The sequence below is a fragment of the Klebsiella sp. CN_Kp100 genome, from assembly GCF_040065315.1.
GTDB classification, from domain to species: Bacteria; Pseudomonadota; Gammaproteobacteria; order Enterobacterales; family Enterobacteriaceae; genus Klebsiella; species Klebsiella oxytoca.
In genome coordinates, this window is record NZ_JBEAIJ010000039.1 from 99,223 (window position 1) to 114,208 (window position 14,986).

A 14,986-nucleotide genomic window follows, 5' to 3' on the forward strand; every position below is an offset into this window, starting at 1 on the left:
GGAGTCCCGATGCAGGCAGTGAGTACCATTCCCGTTTTTAAACTGTATGGCGAAGAGCAGGGCTGGCCGACGCCCGATCTGCTGCACTGCGAGTCGATACTCCAGCGAAGCCATCTTTATGAATGGCATATCCGCCTGCATCAGCACGCAGAGCTGGTGCAGCTGCTATATCTGCACAAAGGGCAGGCGGAAATTGAAATCGAAGGTACGACGACCGTGATGAGGGAGTCCTGTATTCAGATCGTTCCGGCGCTGTGTATTCATGGTTTTCGTTTTTCCCCGGGTACGGAAGGCTACGTCTTGTCGCTGGCGCTGCCGCTGCTCGGAAGTCTCGAAAGTCAGTTTGCCAGTCAGTTGGATGTACTCGGCCAGCCGCGATGCGTGCCGGTCAAGGCGTCGCGGAGCCATATTCGGGCCCTATTCACCGCTTTGCGCGAAGAGTATCGCGAAGAGTATGACGCGCGTGAAATGATGCTGCATTCCCTGCTGGGAGCGCTGCTGGTGTGGTTGAACCGGCAGCATCGCCCGCAGCCGATAACGGCAGACAAAGCTGAGCGCAAGCGTAGCGTCATGCGTCATTTTTCTCGACTGATAGAAAGTCATTATCGCGAACATATGCCCTTAGCCGCTTATGCAAAGCTGGCGGGCGTTTCTGCAACGCATCTGAATTATTTGTGCCATGAATTCTACGGCTGCAGCGCGCTGGGAGTATTACATCAAAGATTGATGCTTGAGGCGCGTCGCAATCTGCAATACACCAGCATGACGATTGCACAACTTTCTGATTATTTAGGATTTACTGATGCAGCCTATTTTTCTCGTTTCTTTCGTCGTTATAACGGCGAATCTCCTAAAGCATTTAGGAACAAAATAAAATGAAAAAAGATTTATTAAACATATCTTAAGTTAGCGTATCTAACGAAGCTTTTAATCATTTCTAATTTATTGCTGACAACTACCTGTGTTAATGTTAATCATTGGCGGGGATAACTGCAATATGTTACTCCATATAATGTAAATTGGCTTTAGAGCGCGGTACTGCGTGCTCGCCAGGGACGATAAAGATTCATTTTGGCAAAATAATATGATGGCTATTAAGTTATTCATCCAATTGTTTTTCTGCCGGTCGTGAATCTTCGACAGGAAGCGGAGGGTTTATGTTACCAGGACAGGGTAAGTTCGGCATTATTATCAGCAGAATACCGGTTATGCAGTCCGGCTTGAAGGCCATTGTTGGGGAGCATCTACCCGATTATGAATTGAGTTTTTGCCGTTCTCAGGATGAGCTCACCCTGCTGCAACTGCGGCGCGCAGTACTGGTTATTGCAGATTTATCCGGTGAAATAGAGAATCCAAGAAATATTTGTGAACACTACTACTCCTTAATGACGCAATACAGGGATATACACTGGGTCTTTATGGTAGGAAGTGCCTGTTTCCCATTAGCGGTTGAATTATTAATGCGGCCTGAAAGCACATTAATTTCAGACAGTGAGCCGGTAAAACGTCTCATCGAAGTGGTTCGCGCGGGTGGGCTTGCCGCCGAGCGAATCAGCCAGACATTGTTCTCTCCTGAAGTGGAACACATCGGTGACGAACAGCAAAAAATGGTCATTCTGACGCTTTCTGAGCGAAAAGTGTTGCGGCTTCTCGCTAAAGGATGGGGAATTAATCAAATTGCTGCTTTATTGAAGAAGAGCAATAAAACCATAAGTGCGCAGAAAAATAGTGCTATGCGCCGCTTGTCTTTGCGTAGCAATGCAGAGATGTATGCCTGGATTAATAGTGCACAGGGAATGAAGGAGCTGAATATTTATTCAGCCTATGGAGATCAAACTGAATGGAAAAAGACCTCACAGCACGATATGTCGCTATCGTAGAGAAATGTGCGATGACGGAAGTGGCCCTTCGCCACATTTTAATTAATGAAAGTGGTAAGAATTATCGCATTCAATTCTTTAAAGATACTCAGGCATTAAAGCGGGAGTTCCAGTCTAAAGATTTTTCGGCGATTATTTTTTCTCTTTCAGGTAACCGTCGATCCCGGCTTGAAAGCTTACTCTTTCTTCATGAGATTGCACGCTACTGCCCTGAAATGCAAAGAATTGTCTTAGCCAATGATGAAGCTGAAATGCGTCTGGTTAGCCATCTGACGCCTTCACGCCTGCACGGCATTTTGAATAAATCAGCCTGTCGGCTACAGCTGCAGGAACATCTGCTGCAGCTTCTCGAACGCAGCGGCCCGGCAAATGAAAGCTCGCTAAACCAAAAGCAGGGCATGTGTAGTCAAATTCTGAGCCCGACGGAACATACCATCCTGCGCTATATGTCTTATGGCTATTCGTTGCCTGAGATTGCGACACAGCTGGAGCGCAATATTAAAACGATTCGGGCGCATAAATTTAATGCCATGACCAAGCTGGGCGTCAGTTCTGATATGGGACTACTGAGCGCGGCTGATATATTAATGCGCTTATCGGCAAACAATGATGATGCCAGGGTAATGCGCCTTGCCCAGTAGTGCTAATCGTCTATTAAAGACAAACGTCAATCCATGTAGCATCCGTCAGCTGCGCCATTCGCTCGGGTGAAATGCGAACGGCGCTATGTATTGAACCTGCTGCTGGAAGCACTTCCGGATACTGTCTTAATGAAATATCGCAATACACTGCCAGCGGAACTTCCAGGCCAAAAGGGCAAACGCCGCCAATGGGGTGTCCGGTTAACGTAATGACCTCATCGCTACTCAGCATGCGCGCTTTAGCGCCGAATGCTTCCTTGAGTTTTTTATTATCCAGGCGTGCATCGCCTTTTGCGACAACAAGTACGACCCTTTCCTTTATTTTTAAAGAGAGGGTTTTTGCTATTTGTCCGGGTTCAACGTTATGCGCCGCCGCGGCTAACGCTACTGTGGCCGTACTCTGATTAAGTTCGATGATTTCGATATCGGGGGCGCGGTCAGCAAAAAACTGCCGCACGGACTGCAGACTCATTGGAATCTCCTGATTAAGGCTTGTTAAAAATCTGTCACAAGCTTCGCAAAGTGTAAATATCCCTGATAGATAATCAAGAATCTTTCCAATTTCTGGATCTCCTTCACATTGGCCGCAACCGGTTACTGTAACCGGTTGCGGTTATTCATTTAGATATGAATACTGACAAGGTAACTTCCCTGCTTCACCTATAACAAAAGAGCCGTGGATGAATCGAAAAGTCTTGAGCTGTAGAGGCGGTAGCTTATCCAAACGGATGGGTTCTTCGCAGAAGCGCATTCATCACAACGGCAAAATAATCGTTGTTGGGCCTGTTCATCTAGCCTGTCAGGAGGGCTGCCATGTCTGCTAACCATGCTGCATTTAATCTGATATTTCGCTTTGTAGAGAATTACATCAGCCCTGTCGCCGGACGCATCTCGTCCCAGCGTCACGTGATGGCTATTCGTGATGGTTTCATCTCCGCGATGCCGTTTATGATTGTTGGTTCATTTCTTCTGGTATTTGCTTACCCGCCGTTTTCGCCGGATACCACCTGGGGATTTGCTCGCGCCTGGCTGGATCTGGCAAAAGAGTTTGAAGGGCGTATTCTGACGCCGTTCGATATGACAATGGGCATCATGTCTATCTACATCTGCGCCGCGATCGCCTATAACCTCGGAAAGCATTACGAAAAAAGCAACCAGCTCGATCCCTTCATGTGCGCCATGCTGTCGATTATGGCCTTCCTGCTGGTGGCAGCGCCAAAAACGAACGGTAACCTGCCGGTAGATAGCCTGGGCGGAACGGGGATTTTTACCGCGATTCTGGTTGCCGTTTACTGCGTTGAGATGATGCGCTTTCTTAAAGCACATAATATTGGTATTCGCCTGCCGGATCAGGTGCCGCCGATGATCAAAAACTCTTTTGATCTGTTGATCCCGGTACTGGTGGTCGTCCTGACGCTTTATCCTTTGAGTCTGCTTATCCAGCATCATTTCGATATGCTGATCCCCCAGGCCATTATGGCTATTTTTAAACCGCTGGTTTCCGCAGCGGATTCGCTGCCGGCGATTTTATTGGCGGTGCTGGTGGGGCACCTGCTATGGTTTGCGGGGATCCACGGTGCCGCTATTGTTTCCGGTATGCTGCAGATGTTCTGGCTGACTAACCTTGGAATGAACCAGCAGGCTCTGGCTCAGGGGGCTCCGCTGCCGCATATTTTTATGGAGGCGTTCTGGACATTCTTCATTGTGATTGGCGGTTCCGGGGCGACGATGGGGTTAGTATTCTGCTATCTGCGTAGCCGCTCGGCGCATCTGCGTTCAATTGGTCGTCTTAGCGTGGTGCCAAGCCTTTTCAACATCAACGAACCGGTTATCTTTGGCACCCCTATCGTGATGAACCCGGTGTTCTTTATTCCCTTTCTGCTGGCGCCGATGGTTAACGCCGTACTGGCGTGGGCGGCAATGAAGCTGGATCTTATCGGCCGGGTGATTTCGGTTGTTCCGTGGACGGCTCCGGCGCCGATCGGCGGCGCGTGGGCGCTGGGATGGGATTTCCGGGCGGCGATTCTGGTCGTCGTTCTCGCCTGCGTTTCCGCAATTATCTACTTCCCATTCTTCAAGGTGTATGAGAAACAGCTGCTGGCGCAGGAGGCCGAAGAGGCACAGCGCATGGCGGAAGAGAGTCAACAAACGGCATAAAAAAACGGGCGGCTATTTTAGCCGCCCGTTTTAAACAATTGTTTATTTCAACGTGCAGTCCCCGCACTGCTGAACATCCGGCAGGCGATAGCGCTGGCAGCAGGTTCGACGGACGAGCTGCCCTTCCCGCAAAACGACCGTACGCCAGAGCGGATTATCCTGGCCATCAGAAAACTGTTTTTCGAAGAAGCAGTGCTGACGCAGAGCGGCAATTTTTTCATCTCCGAGCAGGGTTTTCATTTCACCCAGATACCAGTTGATCAGGTAACCCGTATTGCTCCAGATAAGTTTGCCATTGATATCACCCGTGGCTTCAAGCGCCTGAACGACAGGTTGGAGAGCCGTAGCGATCAGCTTTTCCATCCTTGATTGCGCAGATTGTTCCGGCGAGGCGCCCGCCGAATGTACCTCAATCCAGAAACGGGCCGCACGGCCGGTTTCGTGAAACTCGACGCGAAAATGCTCCGGCGCCAGGCTAAGGGCGCGCTCTTCACTCAACAGCGCCAGCATTAATGGCGGAACCAGCAAACCGATGTACCACTGTGCCCACAGGGAAAGCAGCGGTTTCTGCTCACGGGGTTTCCCCGGCTGGTTACGATAAATATGGTCGGACCAGGTCGCCAACAGGGAACTTAGCATTGCGGGCTGCGACCACTCTGTAAGCGTCAGCGCATGATGGGGGGCTTCTTCATTTAGTCGCAGAAAATCAAGCAGATGGGGACGTAGCGCAGCGATCTTGTCATGTAATGCATTCGCCAGTTCGCGCTCAGCCGAAGGCAGCGGGGCCCGCCAGATGAGGTCATTATTGAATGCAAGTGAACGGTAAGCCATTGCGCGCCAGATACAAATCTAAATGATAATGATTTACGATGTTAATGCCGGGGCGCCAGCTTGGCAAGCGATTTGTCCGCCTGATGACACCCTGCTGCGCGATACAGGGGTTAGCTGGCGAGAATAATGTTTCGCCCCATATTTTTGGCTTCATAGAGCGCGTTATCCGCTCGTTTCAGGGCGCTATCGATATCGGCATCTACGAGCGGCGTCATGCCGATACTAATGGTGACATTGGTCGCGACGCTTTCATTGAACATATGCGGGATTTTCAGATCGTAGACCCGCTGCCTGATTCGCTCCGCGGCCTGAAGGGCGTTTTCCGCACTACTGCTGGTCAATAGCACCATAAACTCTTCGCCGCCAAAGCGGGCCACAATATCGCGCGAGCGCACGGCGTTACGAATGGCTGCGGAGACCTGAATTAAGGCCTGGTCGCCCATCATATGCCCATAGTGGTCGTTATAGGCTTTGAAATGATCAATATCCAGCAGCAGGACGTAATGCTCGCTACTGTCCAAAGAAAGAATGGTGTCCAGACGATTTTGTAAGCCCCGACGGTTATACAAGCCGGTGAGAGGATCCAACATGCTGAGATCGTTAAGGGTATTACGTTCTTTCAACAGTTTATCCATGAGGCCCTGGGTGAAAACATCGCTGCGTTTTTGCATCAGGCTTTGCAGGGCGATCCCTGCAATCGGCAACACAAAGCACCAGGACATGCGCAACCACTGTTCGCCTCCGCCGAGGAACAGGCAGGTCACGTAGGTGGGTAACGAGTGCAACGTAAAGGCAATGATATTGCTGGAAAAAGCAATGGTGCCGATAAATAGCACGCTTAATAACGCGATGACCAGGTAGTTAAAATGTGGGGGGCCCATCACCATTGCTTTTAGGGCTACATGCCATGCCCACAGCAAACCAAATATCAGTGAAATAAGCGGAATATTTATTTTGTGCTGGGCGAATTTCCAGTGCCATAGCAGCAGAACCGCGCTGCAGGCCACGATCAAAAAGCAGGGGGGGGTAAATGTAATGACGGTAAAGAGCGGGCTGACCAGCGATAAAAAGGATGAAACCAAATTAAGCAGTAAAAATAGCCGTAAGGAATACTGATATTTCTGTTCGTAATGGGATCGCCAGGATTGTGCAGTCATGTCGGAGTTGTCATTATTAATCGTTAAAATTCAAAGTGATGTGAGGTTGGAATGAATAATAAAAAACAGTGCGTAAAATAAGGTTTTTACGAAATAATCAGACAATTTAATATATAAATTATTTTGTTTAATTTATCACCTTCATGAATGTATGTCATTACCGCAAACGTAAAGAATAAGGATGCGCTATTTTCCCTGGATGACAAATGATAAAAATTATCATATGGTATTGGTTATCATTATCGTTGTGAGAGGCGAAATCATGTTGCAGCGAACTTTAGGGAGTGGATGGGGCGTGTTGATCCCTGGCGTAGTGCTTGCTGCCCTCGGGTTTGCCGATTTGTCGGTAGATGCCTGGCGTGGATTGGTCACTTTGGGAATGCTGATGTCAGCGATGATGATTTGGCACCGGCAGCTACGGCATTTTGTTTTGCTGCCATCATGCGTGGCGCTGATCGGTGGAATAATGCTGATATTGCTGAATTTGAGGCTGATGGGATAAAGCAGAAGGGTAAGAATATTGGTGCGAGGGGGGGGACTTGAACCCCCACGTCCGTAAGGACACTAACACCTGAAGCTAGCGCGTCTACCAATTCCGCCACCTTCGCATACCATCGACACTATAAAAGTATCGTTACCACGGAGGCGCATTCTAGTGGTTTTCAGCTATTCGTCAATAGTTAATTGTATCAGTTGGATTGATTGTTGCAAAAATGGGCGACTGAGAGGGTAAAGTTCGGCGACGAGCGTCTGCTGTCGCCGAAAAAACGCGGGACTATTTCCTGGCCTGACGCGTCATCACCGTCCGGTAAACCTTAAAGCGGCCCGTCTGGGCAATCACTTCATGGAAGCCGAAGATCTCATCCAGCACATTCGGATAGGGCAAGAAGGCGTTGGCGACGATGCGTAGCTCTCCGCCGCTGTTCAAATGCCGTACGGCGCCGCGAATCAGGGTCTGAGCGGCTTCCAGGCTGGTCTGCAGACCATCGTGGAAAGGAGGATTGGAGATAATCATATCGAAGCGGCCGTTCACTTCGGAAAATACATTGCTGGCGAATACTTCCCCTTCGATACCGTTAGCGGCGAGCGTGGCGCGGCTGGCTTCAACTGCCGGGGCGCTGACGTCGCATAAGGATAAGCGGACTTTAGGCGAGTGGCTGGCCAGCACGGTTGCCAGTACGCCGGCGCCGCAGCCGACGTCCAATACTTTACCTTTGGTGTGCGGCGTCAGGGTTGAAAGCAGCAGCTGGCTACCAATATCCAGGCCATCGCGGCTGAAGACGCCCGGCAGCGTTTTAATCGTCAGATTTTCCAGCGGATACTCGCCCCAGAACTGCTCGGGATCGAAGGCCGGCTGTTTTTCCAGACGACCGTGATAGAGACCACAGCGGCGCGCGCTGTCGACTTTAGTCAGCGGCGCATATTCCGCCAGCATCTGCTCAGCGCTGCGCACGCCGCTGCGGTTTTCGCCAACCACGAAAATATCAATACCGACCGGCAGCAGGGAAAGCAGATTCATCAGCTGAAACTGAGCTTCGGGTTTGTTTTTTGGCCAGTAGTAGATCAGCGTATCGCAATCGGCAACATCGCTGGCTTCCGCGACCAGGCTAAAACGGGCGTTTTCAGCCATCTGGCGGCTCAGTACCTGCCAGTGGTGAAACTGCTGGGTATGGGCGCGGCTGGCAGCCGTATCCAGACGAGCGGGCAGGTCATCCTGCAGGTCACCGGCAAACAGAACGCGGGCGGACTCGAAATCATCACTGTGGCGCAGCAAGACTTCACTTGCCGGGGTAAAAGCGGACATGAAACACTCCTTCATTAAGACTGGCGCCGATTATACACGTTATCTTTCAGCCTGCCTCTTTGTTGGCGGCGGGATGCGCTCCGGCCGCCGCGTAGTTTGTTGGCGCAAATACGACGTATTTGCTATATTGCGCGCTTAATTAACAGGAGTGTTTCGCTATGACATCCCGACGAGACTGGCAATTACAGCAGCTGGGTATTACCCAGTGGTCGCTGCGTCGTCCTGGGGCGTTACAGGGTGAAATCGCTATCTCGCTTCCTGGACACATTCGTCTGGTGATGGTGGCGGAAGAACCGCCATCGCTGACCGAACCGCTTATCCGCGATATTCTGCGCACGCTGTCCCTGACGCCGGAGCAGGTAATGCAGTTGACGCCTGAGCGCGTGGCGATGTTGCCTCAGGACGCACGCTGTAATAGCTGGCGGCTGGGTACGGACACGCCGCTGATGCTGGCGGGCGCGCAGCTATCCACGCCCGCTTTCGATGAACTTCAGACCAGTACGCCTGCTCGCATGGCGCTCTGGCAACAGATCTGCGCACATGAACACGATTTCTACCCTCAACGCGGCTGATTTGCCACGGGCCTGGCAAATTGAAACGCGCGCCCACGCTTTCCCCTGGAGCGAGCAGACGTTTGCCAGCAATCAGGGCGATCGCTATCTGAATCTTCAGCTGTCCGTAGACGGGGAGATGGCGGCCTTTGCTATTACGCAAATCGTGCTCGACGAGGCGACGCTGTTTAATATCGCCGTCGATCCCGCTTTTCAGCGTCGCGGTCTGGGCAGAGCGCTGCTGGAGCAGGTGATTGATGAAATAGAAAAACGCGGCGTCGTCACGCTGTGGCTGGAGGTGCGCGCGTCTAACGTCGCCGCCATCGCGCTCTATGAAAGCTTAGGCTTTAACGAGGCGACGATTCGCCGCAACTATTACCCCACGGTCGACGGACGTGAGGACGCCATTATTATGGCACTGCCAATCAGTATGTAAGACAAGGTGATACGATGAAGTGGGACTGGATTTTCTTTGATGCCGATGAAACGTTATTTACGTTTGACTCGTTTAGCGGCCTACAGCGGATGTTTCTCGACTATAGCGTGACCTTTTCCGCAGAGGATTTTCAGGACTACCAGGCCGTGAATAAGCCGCTGTGGGTGGATTATCAGAACGGCGCTATCACTTCTCTTCAACTGCAGCATCAGCGCTTTGACGGTTGGGCGGAGCGCCTGAACGTCCCTCCTGGTGAGCTGAACGCCGCGTTTATGAACGCGATGGCGGAGATCTGCTCGCCGCTGCCGGGCGCGGTGTCGCTGCTGGATTCGCTGCAGGGTAAGGTGAAAATGGGCATCATCACCAACGGTTTTACCTCGCTACAGCAGACGCGTCTTGAACGTACCGGGTTACGCGATCATTTTGATTTACTGATTATTTCTGAAGAGGTTGGGGTCGCTAAACCGGATGCGCGCATCTTTGATTATGCCCTGGCGCAGGCGGGCAACCCCGATCGTTCACGGGTGCTGATGGTGGGTGATACGGCGGAATCTGATATTCGCGGCGGCGTGAATGCCGGCCTGGCCACCTGCTGGTTTAACCCTCATCAACGCGAGCTGCCTGCCGACCTCCGCGCGGACTGGACGGTCACCTCTTTAAGCGAACTGGAGCAACTCCTGTGTAAACACTGATTGCCTCCCCCCCATTGATGGGTAAAATAGCCGCAATTTTTTCGTATTCAACATGCGCGGCGCATTGCCGCGTTTACTAAGAAGATTGAATTATGACGTTGTCTCCTTATTTGCAGGAGGTGGCCAAGCGCCGCACTTTTGCCATTATTTCTCACCCGGATGCCGGTAAAACGACCATTACTGAAAAGGTGCTGTTATTCGGACAGGCTATCCAGACCGCCGGTACGGTAAAAGGCCGCGGCTCCAGTCAGCATGCGAAGTCTGACTGGATGGAAATGGAAAAGCAGCGCGGTATCTCCATTACCACTTCCGTAATGCAGTTCCCTTATCACGACTGTCTGGTCAATCTGCTGGATACTCCGGGGCACGAAGACTTCTCCGAAGATACCTATCGTACGCTGACGGCGGTGGACTGCTGTCTGATGGTTATCGATGCCGCGAAAGGCGTTGAGGATCGTACCCGTAAGCTGATGGAAGTCACCCGTCTGCGCGATACGCCGATCCTGACGTTTATGAACAAACTTGACCGTGACATCCGCGACCCGATGGAGCTGCTGGATGAAGTGGAAAACGAGCTGAAAATCGGCTGCGCGCCGATCACCTGGCCCATTGGCTGCGGCAAGCTGTTCAAGGGCGTTTACCACCTCTATAAAGATGAAACCTATCTCTACCAGACCGGTAAAGGTCACACTATCCAGGAAGTGCGCATCGTTAAAGGGTTAAATAACCCGGATCTGGACGCGGCGGTGGGTGAAGACCTGGCGCAGCAGCTGCGCGACGAGCTGGAGCTGGTGCAGGGCGCGTCTAACGAATTCGATAAAGATCTGTTCCTGGCGGGCGAAATTACGCCGGTATTCTTCGGAACCGCGCTGGGTAACTTCGGCGTTGACCATATGCTGGACGGTTTAGTGGAGTGGGCGCCTGCGCCGATGCCGCGTAAAACCGATACCCGCACCGTGGAAGCCTCGGAAGAGAAGTTCACCGGCTTTGTCTTTAAAATTCAGGCCAACATGGACCCGAAACACCGCGACCGCGTGGCCTTTATGCGCGTGGTTTCCGGTAAGTACGAGAAGGGCATGAAGATGCGCCAGGTGCGTATCGGCAAGGATGTGGTGATCTCCGACGCGCTGACCTTCATGGCCGGCGACCGTTCGCATGTGGAAGAAGCGTATCCGGGCGATATCCTGGGTCTGCATAACCACGGCACCATCCAGATTGGCGATACCTTCACCCAGGGTGAAATGATGAAGTTCACCGGTATCCCGAACTTCGCCCCGGAACTGTTCCGCCGCATTCGCCTGAAAGATCCGCTCAAGCAGAAACAGCTGCTGAAGGGTCTGGTTCAGCTTTCTGAAGAAGGCGCGGTGCAGGTGTTCCGTCCGATCGCCAATAACGATCTGATCGTCGGCGCGGTGGGGGTACTGCAGTTTGACGTCGTCGTCGCTCGCCTGAAGAGCGAATACAACGTTGAGGCGATCTACGAGTCGGTCAACGTCGCCACCGCCCGCTGGGTGGAATGCAGCGACGCGAAGAAATTCGAAGAGTTTAAGCGTAAGAACGAAATTCAGCTGGCGCTCGATGGCGGCGATAATCTGACCTACATCGCCCCGACCATGGTTAACCTGAACCTGACGCAGGAGCGTTATCCTGACGTCCAGTTCCGTAAAACTCGCGAGCACTAATCCTCTCCGGAGCGCGGTTTTCGCCGCGCTCCACGTCGTTTTTCTTTCAGAAGCCCCTATCTGGAAAGTTCTTAATTCTTACCGTTTTGCCTGCTTTTTTACCCGTTCATGCCGCACTCTTCCGTGTATCTACTACATTTAATAAGTAATTTTTGGAATCCTGGCTTAATAGACTACTTATTTTGCTTTACCTGCTTAGATATAACGAGGAACGACGATGACAAGACTTAAGAGCGGCAAGACACTCCTGGCCCTCTTCCTGGGCTCAGCAATAATCAGCGCTTCGGCGTATGCAGAAAACTCGACCGTAGACAGCGCAAAATCTGCAGCCAGCAATGCCGGTCAAGCCGTTGATAATTCGATGAACAAAGTCGGAAACTTTATGGACGACAGCACCATCACCGCCAGGGTGAAAGCGGCGCTGATCGATCATAAGGATATTCGCAGCACCGATATCTCGGTGAAAACGGAAAATAAAGTCGTCACGTTAAGCGGTACAGTTGATAGTTCAGAGCAGCATAAACAAGCGCTTAGCGTAGCTAAAGCCGTTGAAGGCGTGAGCTCGGTAAACGACAAGCTTAGCGTGCAGAACGAAAAATCAGCGTCGCTGAAGGGCTACGCGGGCGATACCGCGGTGACCAGCGAGATCAAAGCTAAATTACTGGCTGACGATATCGTCCCGTCGCGTAACGTGAAAGTTGAGACCTCCGATGGCGTCGTACATTTATCCGGCACGGTCGAGTCCAGCAAGCAGTCGGAACGTGCGGAAGGCATTGCTAAAGCCGTTTCCGGCGTCAAAAGCGTGAAGAACGATCTTAGCGTTAAATAAATCCATTCATTAAAAGAATTTATTCTGCGGTCTTTCCGCAGGATGTGTAGCACCACAGGGTTGTGTATGCGCGGCCTGAGTGCGCAGAAAATCGACCGTCATTAACTATGGTAAGGAGAGACGTATGTTTAGATGGGGCATTATTTTTCTGGTGATCGCTTTAATTGCCGCCGCTCTGGGTTTTGGTGGCCTGGCAGGTACCGCTGCCTGGGCTGCTAAAATTGTCTTTGTTGTCGGTATTATTCTGTTCCTGGTCAGCCTGTTCACCGGCCGTCGACGTCCCTAGACGTTAATCAGTGAAATACCGTCTTACATAAAGCCAGTCAATGAGACTGGCTTTCTCTGTTTCAGGGCGTTAAAAATTGCGTTACCTTTGTTTTTATAATAAGCCAGACAGGAAAGCAGGGTGGGGCAGCGAATTCCCGTTACGTTGGGCAACATTACGCCGTTATCTGTTAAACCCTTCCAGCCGGGCAGGCTTGCGCTGGTGTGCGAAGGTGGGGGACAGAGGGGCATTTTTACCGCCGGGGTGCTGGACGAATTTATGCGCGCGGGATTTAACCCGTTCGATATGCTGTTTGGTACCTCTGCCGGGGCGCAAAATCTCTCGGCCTATCTGTGCAACCAGCCTGGCTATGCCCGCAAGGTGATCACCCGCTACACCACCGCCCGCGAGTTTTTCGACCCGATGCGTTTTGTCCGCGGAGGCAACCTCATCGATCTCGACTGGCTGGTCGACAGCACCGCCAAAAAAATGCCGCTGGCGATGGCTTATGCTGAAGACCGTTTTGCTCAGGGTAAAGAGTTCTGGATGTGCGCCTGCCGCGGCGATGATTATACGCCCAACTACTTTTCCCCTACCCAGCAAACCTGGCTCGATCTGATTCGCGCCTCCAGCGCTATTCCCGGTTTTTACCGCAGCGGCGTTATGCTGGATGGGGTGAGCTATCTGGACGGCGGCGTCAGCGATGCGATCCCGGTGCAGGAGGCCGCCCGTCGGGGCGCGCAAACAATTGTAGTGATCCGCACCGTGCCTTCGCAGATGTACTACACCCCGCAGTGGTTTAAACGGATGGAGCGCTGGCTTGGCGAAAGTAGCCTGCAGCCGTTTGTGAATCTGGTACAGCACCACGAAACCACCTATCGCTCCACGCAAGAGTTCATTGAGAAGCCGCCGGGTAAGCTGAGAATTCTGGAAATATATCCACAGAAGCCATTGAAAAGTATGGCTTTAGGCAGCCGTCTTCCTGCTTTACTGGAAGACTACAAAACCGGGCGCCAGTGCGGGCGCTATTTCCTCGCTACGGTCGGTAAACTGCTGGCCGACAGGCCTCCTTTGCTGCGTCATACGCCACGCATTGCGGTACCGAAAACGGTGGTTATCCCGCCGGCGCCCGTGGCCAACGAGATCCCTCAGGTTCCGGTCATCGCGGCTGAGCAGGCCAATGATGCCAGCTTTGATAATGAGGACCTCGCGTGACCTTGCGATTTATTGATACCCACTGTCACTTCGATTTCCCTCCTTTCACCGGCGACGAAACTGCCAGTATTGCCCGAGCGGCTCAGGCTGGCGTGAGGCAAATCATCGTACCGGCGACGGAAGCGGATAACTTTGCCCGCGTATTAGGGCTTGCGGCGCAGTATGCTCCGCTCTACGCGGCCCTGGGGCTTCATCCGATAGTAATTGAGCGGCATGAAGAAGAGAGTCTGGCGCGGCTTGAAGCCTGCCTGGCGAAACGCGATGCTAAGCTGATCGCGGTTGGGGAAATTGGCCTCGATCTCTATCGCGAAGATCCGCAGTTCGAGCGCCAGATTTCTCTCCTGGAGGCGCAGTTGCGTCTGGCGAAACGCTACGACTTGCCGGTCATCCTCCACTCCAGACGCACTCATGACAAGCTGGCGATGCTGCTAAAAAAGCACGCTTTACCGCGTACCGGCGTGGTGCACGGTTTTGCCGGTAGTCTTCAGCAAGCCGAACGTTTTGTCCAGCTGGGCTATAAAATCGGCGTTGGCGGTACCATTACCTACCCGCGCGCCAGCAAGACCCGCGATGTGATGGCGCAGCTGCCACTTTCTGCGCTGTTACTGGAGACCGATGCGCCGGATATGCCGTTAAACGGTTTCCAGGGGCAGCCGAACAGGCCTGAGCAAGCGGCTCGCGTCTTCACCGCCTTATGTGAGCTACGCTCTGAGCCTGCTGAAGAGATAGCTAATACCATGTTTTGTAATACAAAAGAGGTTTTTGCTATTTTATAACCTTTTATTGAGTGACTTGTGTCTCATTCCTGCCTTTTTATCTCATTGTTTTGCCTAAAATGTGTGAGCT

The 14,986-nt window shown here is 52.1% G+C and carries 17 protein-coding genes and 1 tRNA gene; 13 read left to right on the top strand and 5 right to left on the bottom strand.

What is annotated here, in order from left to right:
* Nucleotides 1-9: 9 nt before the first annotated feature.
* The 3 genes from ABLV12_RS15820 (at nt 10) to bglJ (ending at nt 2,521) form a co-directional block, all read left to right on the top strand.
* Nucleotides 10-879: a helix-turn-helix domain-containing protein gene (locus tag ABLV12_RS15820; RefSeq protein WP_004108485.1), complete on the top strand. Its 870-nt coding sequence runs from the start codon at nt 10-12 to the stop codon at nt 877-879.
* A 278-nt stretch (nt 880-1,157) separates the two neighbouring features.
* Nucleotides 1,158-1,880 carry a LuxR C-terminal-related transcriptional regulator gene (locus tag ABLV12_RS15825; protein WP_004108484.1) on the top strand — a complete coding sequence of 241 codons (723 nt, stop codon included), beginning with the start codon at nt 1,158-1,160 and terminating at the stop codon, nt 1,878-1,880.
* On the top strand, nt 1,841-2,521 hold the full coding sequence (gene bglJ / locus ABLV12_RS15830) for a DNA-binding transcriptional activator BglJ (protein WP_004108483.1): 681 nt from the start codon (nt 1,841-1,843) through the stop codon (nt 2,519-2,521). Before ABLV12_RS15825 ends, bglJ begins: the two co-directional genes overlap by 40 nt.
* A 13-nt stretch (nt 2,522-2,534) precedes the next feature.
* On the opposite strand, the gene ABLV12_RS15835 is transcribed toward bglJ, so the two are convergent.
* Complete coding sequence (locus tag ABLV12_RS15835; protein WP_004108482.1) at nt 2,535-2,993, bottom strand: YbaK/EbsC family protein; 459 nt, start codon at nt 2,991-2,993, stop codon at nt 2,535-2,537.
* A gap of 341 nt (nt 2,994-3,334) precedes the next feature.
* On the opposite strand from ABLV12_RS15835, the gene ABLV12_RS15840 reads away from it, so the two are divergent.
* Nucleotides 3,335-4,678, top strand: a complete 1,344-nt coding sequence (locus tag ABLV12_RS15840) for a PTS cellobiose transporter subunit IIC (protein ID WP_004108481.1) — start codon at nt 3,335-3,337, stop codon at nt 4,676-4,678.
* Nucleotides 4,679-4,720: 42 nt separating this feature from the next.
* On the opposite strand, the gene fhuF is transcribed toward ABLV12_RS15840, so the two are convergent.
* Together fhuF and ABLV12_RS15850 are read right to left on the bottom strand one after the other, a co-directional pair.
* On the bottom strand, nt 4,721-5,509 hold the full coding sequence (fhuF, locus tag ABLV12_RS15845) for a siderophore-iron reductase FhuF (protein WP_004108480.1): 789 nt from the start codon (nt 5,507-5,509) through the stop codon (nt 4,721-4,723).
* A gap of 110 nt (nt 5,510-5,619) precedes the next feature.
* A complete protein-coding gene (locus tag ABLV12_RS15850) occupies nt 5,620-6,666 on the bottom strand; it encodes a GGDEF domain-containing protein (RefSeq protein ID WP_004110370.1) in 1,047 nt (348 codons plus the stop codon).
* A gap of 262 nt (nt 6,667-6,928) precedes the next feature.
* On the opposite strand from ABLV12_RS15850, the gene ABLV12_RS15855 reads away from it, so the two are divergent.
* Entirely contained in the window at nt 6,929-7,168 is a 240-nt protein-coding gene (locus tag ABLV12_RS15855; protein WP_004110371.1) for a DUF1435 domain-containing protein, read from the top strand.
* A gap of 19 nt (nt 7,169-7,187) precedes the next feature.
* On the opposite strand, the gene ABLV12_RS15860 is transcribed toward ABLV12_RS15855, so the two are convergent.
* Nucleotides 7,188-7,274, bottom strand: a tRNA-Leu gene (locus ABLV12_RS15860).
* A gap of 167 nt (nt 7,275-7,441) precedes the next feature.
* On the bottom strand, nt 7,442-8,470 hold the full coding sequence (gene rsmC, locus ABLV12_RS15865; RefSeq protein WP_023320294.1) for a 16S rRNA (guanine(1207)-N(2))-methyltransferase RsmC: 1,029 nt from the start codon (nt 8,468-8,470) through the stop codon (nt 7,442-7,444).
* A gap of 158 nt (nt 8,471-8,628) precedes the next feature.
* On the opposite strand from rsmC, the gene ABLV12_RS15870 reads away from it, so the two are divergent.
* From ABLV12_RS15870 to ABLV12_RS15905, 8 genes are all read left to right on the top strand, one after another.
* Nucleotides 8,629-9,042, top strand: coding sequence for a DNA polymerase III subunit psi (locus tag ABLV12_RS15870; RefSeq protein ID WP_004108476.1), 414 nt, complete (start codon nt 8,629-8,631; stop codon nt 9,040-9,042).
* A complete protein-coding gene (gene rimI, locus ABLV12_RS15875; protein WP_004110373.1) occupies nt 9,011-9,457 on the top strand; it encodes a ribosomal protein S18-alanine N-acetyltransferase in 447 nt (148 codons plus the stop codon). The genes ABLV12_RS15870 and rimI overlap by 32 nt, the downstream gene beginning before the upstream one ends.
* Before the next feature lie 14 nt (nt 9,458-9,471).
* The gene (gene yjjG, locus ABLV12_RS15880; RefSeq protein ID WP_004098385.1) at nt 9,472-10,149 is read left to right on the top strand and encodes a pyrimidine 5'-nucleotidase; all 678 of its coding nucleotides are present in this window, start codon (nt 9,472-9,474) and stop codon (nt 10,147-10,149) included.
* Between the two features lie 92 nt (nt 10,150-10,241).
* Nucleotides 10,242-11,831, top strand: coding sequence for a peptide chain release factor 3 (prfC, locus tag ABLV12_RS15885; RefSeq protein ID WP_004108474.1), 1,590 nt, complete (start codon nt 10,242-10,244; stop codon nt 11,829-11,831).
* Between the two features lie 217 nt (nt 11,832-12,048).
* Nucleotides 12,049-12,660: a molecular chaperone OsmY gene (gene osmY, locus ABLV12_RS15890; RefSeq protein WP_325906176.1), complete on the top strand. Its 612-nt coding sequence runs from the start codon at nt 12,049-12,051 to the stop codon at nt 12,658-12,660.
* Nucleotides 12,661-12,784: 124 nt separating this feature from the next.
* Nucleotides 12,785-12,946, top strand: coding sequence for a DUF1328 domain-containing protein (locus ABLV12_RS15895; protein WP_003856556.1), 162 nt, complete (start codon nt 12,785-12,787; stop codon nt 12,944-12,946).
* Between the two features lie 120 nt (nt 12,947-13,066).
* Entirely contained in the window at nt 13,067-14,140 is a 1,074-nt protein-coding gene (locus tag ABLV12_RS15900) for a patatin family protein (RefSeq protein ID WP_325906175.1), read from the top strand.
* Entirely contained in the window at nt 14,137-14,916 is a 780-nt protein-coding gene (locus tag ABLV12_RS15905) for a metal-dependent hydrolase (RefSeq protein WP_016809137.1), read from the top strand. Before ABLV12_RS15900 ends, ABLV12_RS15905 begins: the two co-directional genes overlap by 4 nt.
* Nucleotides 14,917-14,986 lie beyond the last annotated feature (70 nt).

Excerpts from the sequence above, each read along its gene's own strand:
- ABLV12_RS15840 (WP_004108481.1), top strand. The coding sequence starts at position 3,335 with ATGTCTGCTAACCATGCTGCATTTAATCTGATATTTCGCTTTGTAGAG.
- ABLV12_RS15835 (WP_004108482.1), bottom strand. The coding sequence starts at position 2,993 with ATGAGTCTGCAGTCCGTGCGGCAGTTTTTTGCTGACCGCGCCCCCGAT.
- rimI (WP_004110373.1), top strand. The coding sequence starts at position 9,011 with ATGAACACGATTTCTACCCTCAACGCGGCTGATTTGCCACGGGCCTGG.
- ABLV12_RS15825 (WP_004108484.1), top strand. The coding sequence starts at position 1,158 with ATGTTACCAGGACAGGGTAAGTTCGGCATTATTATCAGCAGAATACCG.
- yjjG (WP_004098385.1), top strand. The coding sequence starts at position 9,472 with ATGAAGTGGGACTGGATTTTCTTTGATGCCGATGAAACGTTATTTACG.
- prfC (WP_004108474.1), top strand. The coding sequence starts at position 10,242 with ATGACGTTGTCTCCTTATTTGCAGGAGGTGGCCAAGCGCCGCACTTTT.
- osmY (WP_325906176.1), top strand. The coding sequence starts at position 12,049 with ATGACAAGACTTAAGAGCGGCAAGACACTCCTGGCCCTCTTCCTGGGC.
- ABLV12_RS15820 (WP_004108485.1), top strand. The coding sequence starts at position 10 with ATGCAGGCAGTGAGTACCATTCCCGTTTTTAAACTGTATGGCGAAGAG.
- ABLV12_RS15855 (WP_004110371.1), top strand. The coding sequence starts at position 6,929 with ATGTTGCAGCGAACTTTAGGGAGTGGATGGGGCGTGTTGATCCCTGGC.
- fhuF (WP_004108480.1), bottom strand. The coding sequence starts at position 5,509 with ATGGCTTACCGTTCACTTGCATTCAATAATGACCTCATCTGGCGGGCC.
- rsmC (WP_023320294.1), bottom strand. The coding sequence starts at position 8,470 with ATGTCCGCTTTTACCCCGGCAAGTGAAGTCTTGCTGCGCCACAGTGAT.
- ABLV12_RS15895 (WP_003856556.1), top strand. The coding sequence starts at position 12,785 with ATGTTTAGATGGGGCATTATTTTTCTGGTGATCGCTTTAATTGCCGCC.
- bglJ (WP_004108483.1), top strand. The coding sequence starts at position 1,841 with ATGGAAAAAGACCTCACAGCACGATATGTCGCTATCGTAGAGAAATGT.
- ABLV12_RS15870 (WP_004108476.1), top strand. The coding sequence starts at position 8,629 with ATGACATCCCGACGAGACTGGCAATTACAGCAGCTGGGTATTACCCAG.
- ABLV12_RS15850 (WP_004110370.1), bottom strand. The coding sequence starts at position 6,666 with ATGACTGCACAATCCTGGCGATCCCATTACGAACAGAAATATCAGTAT.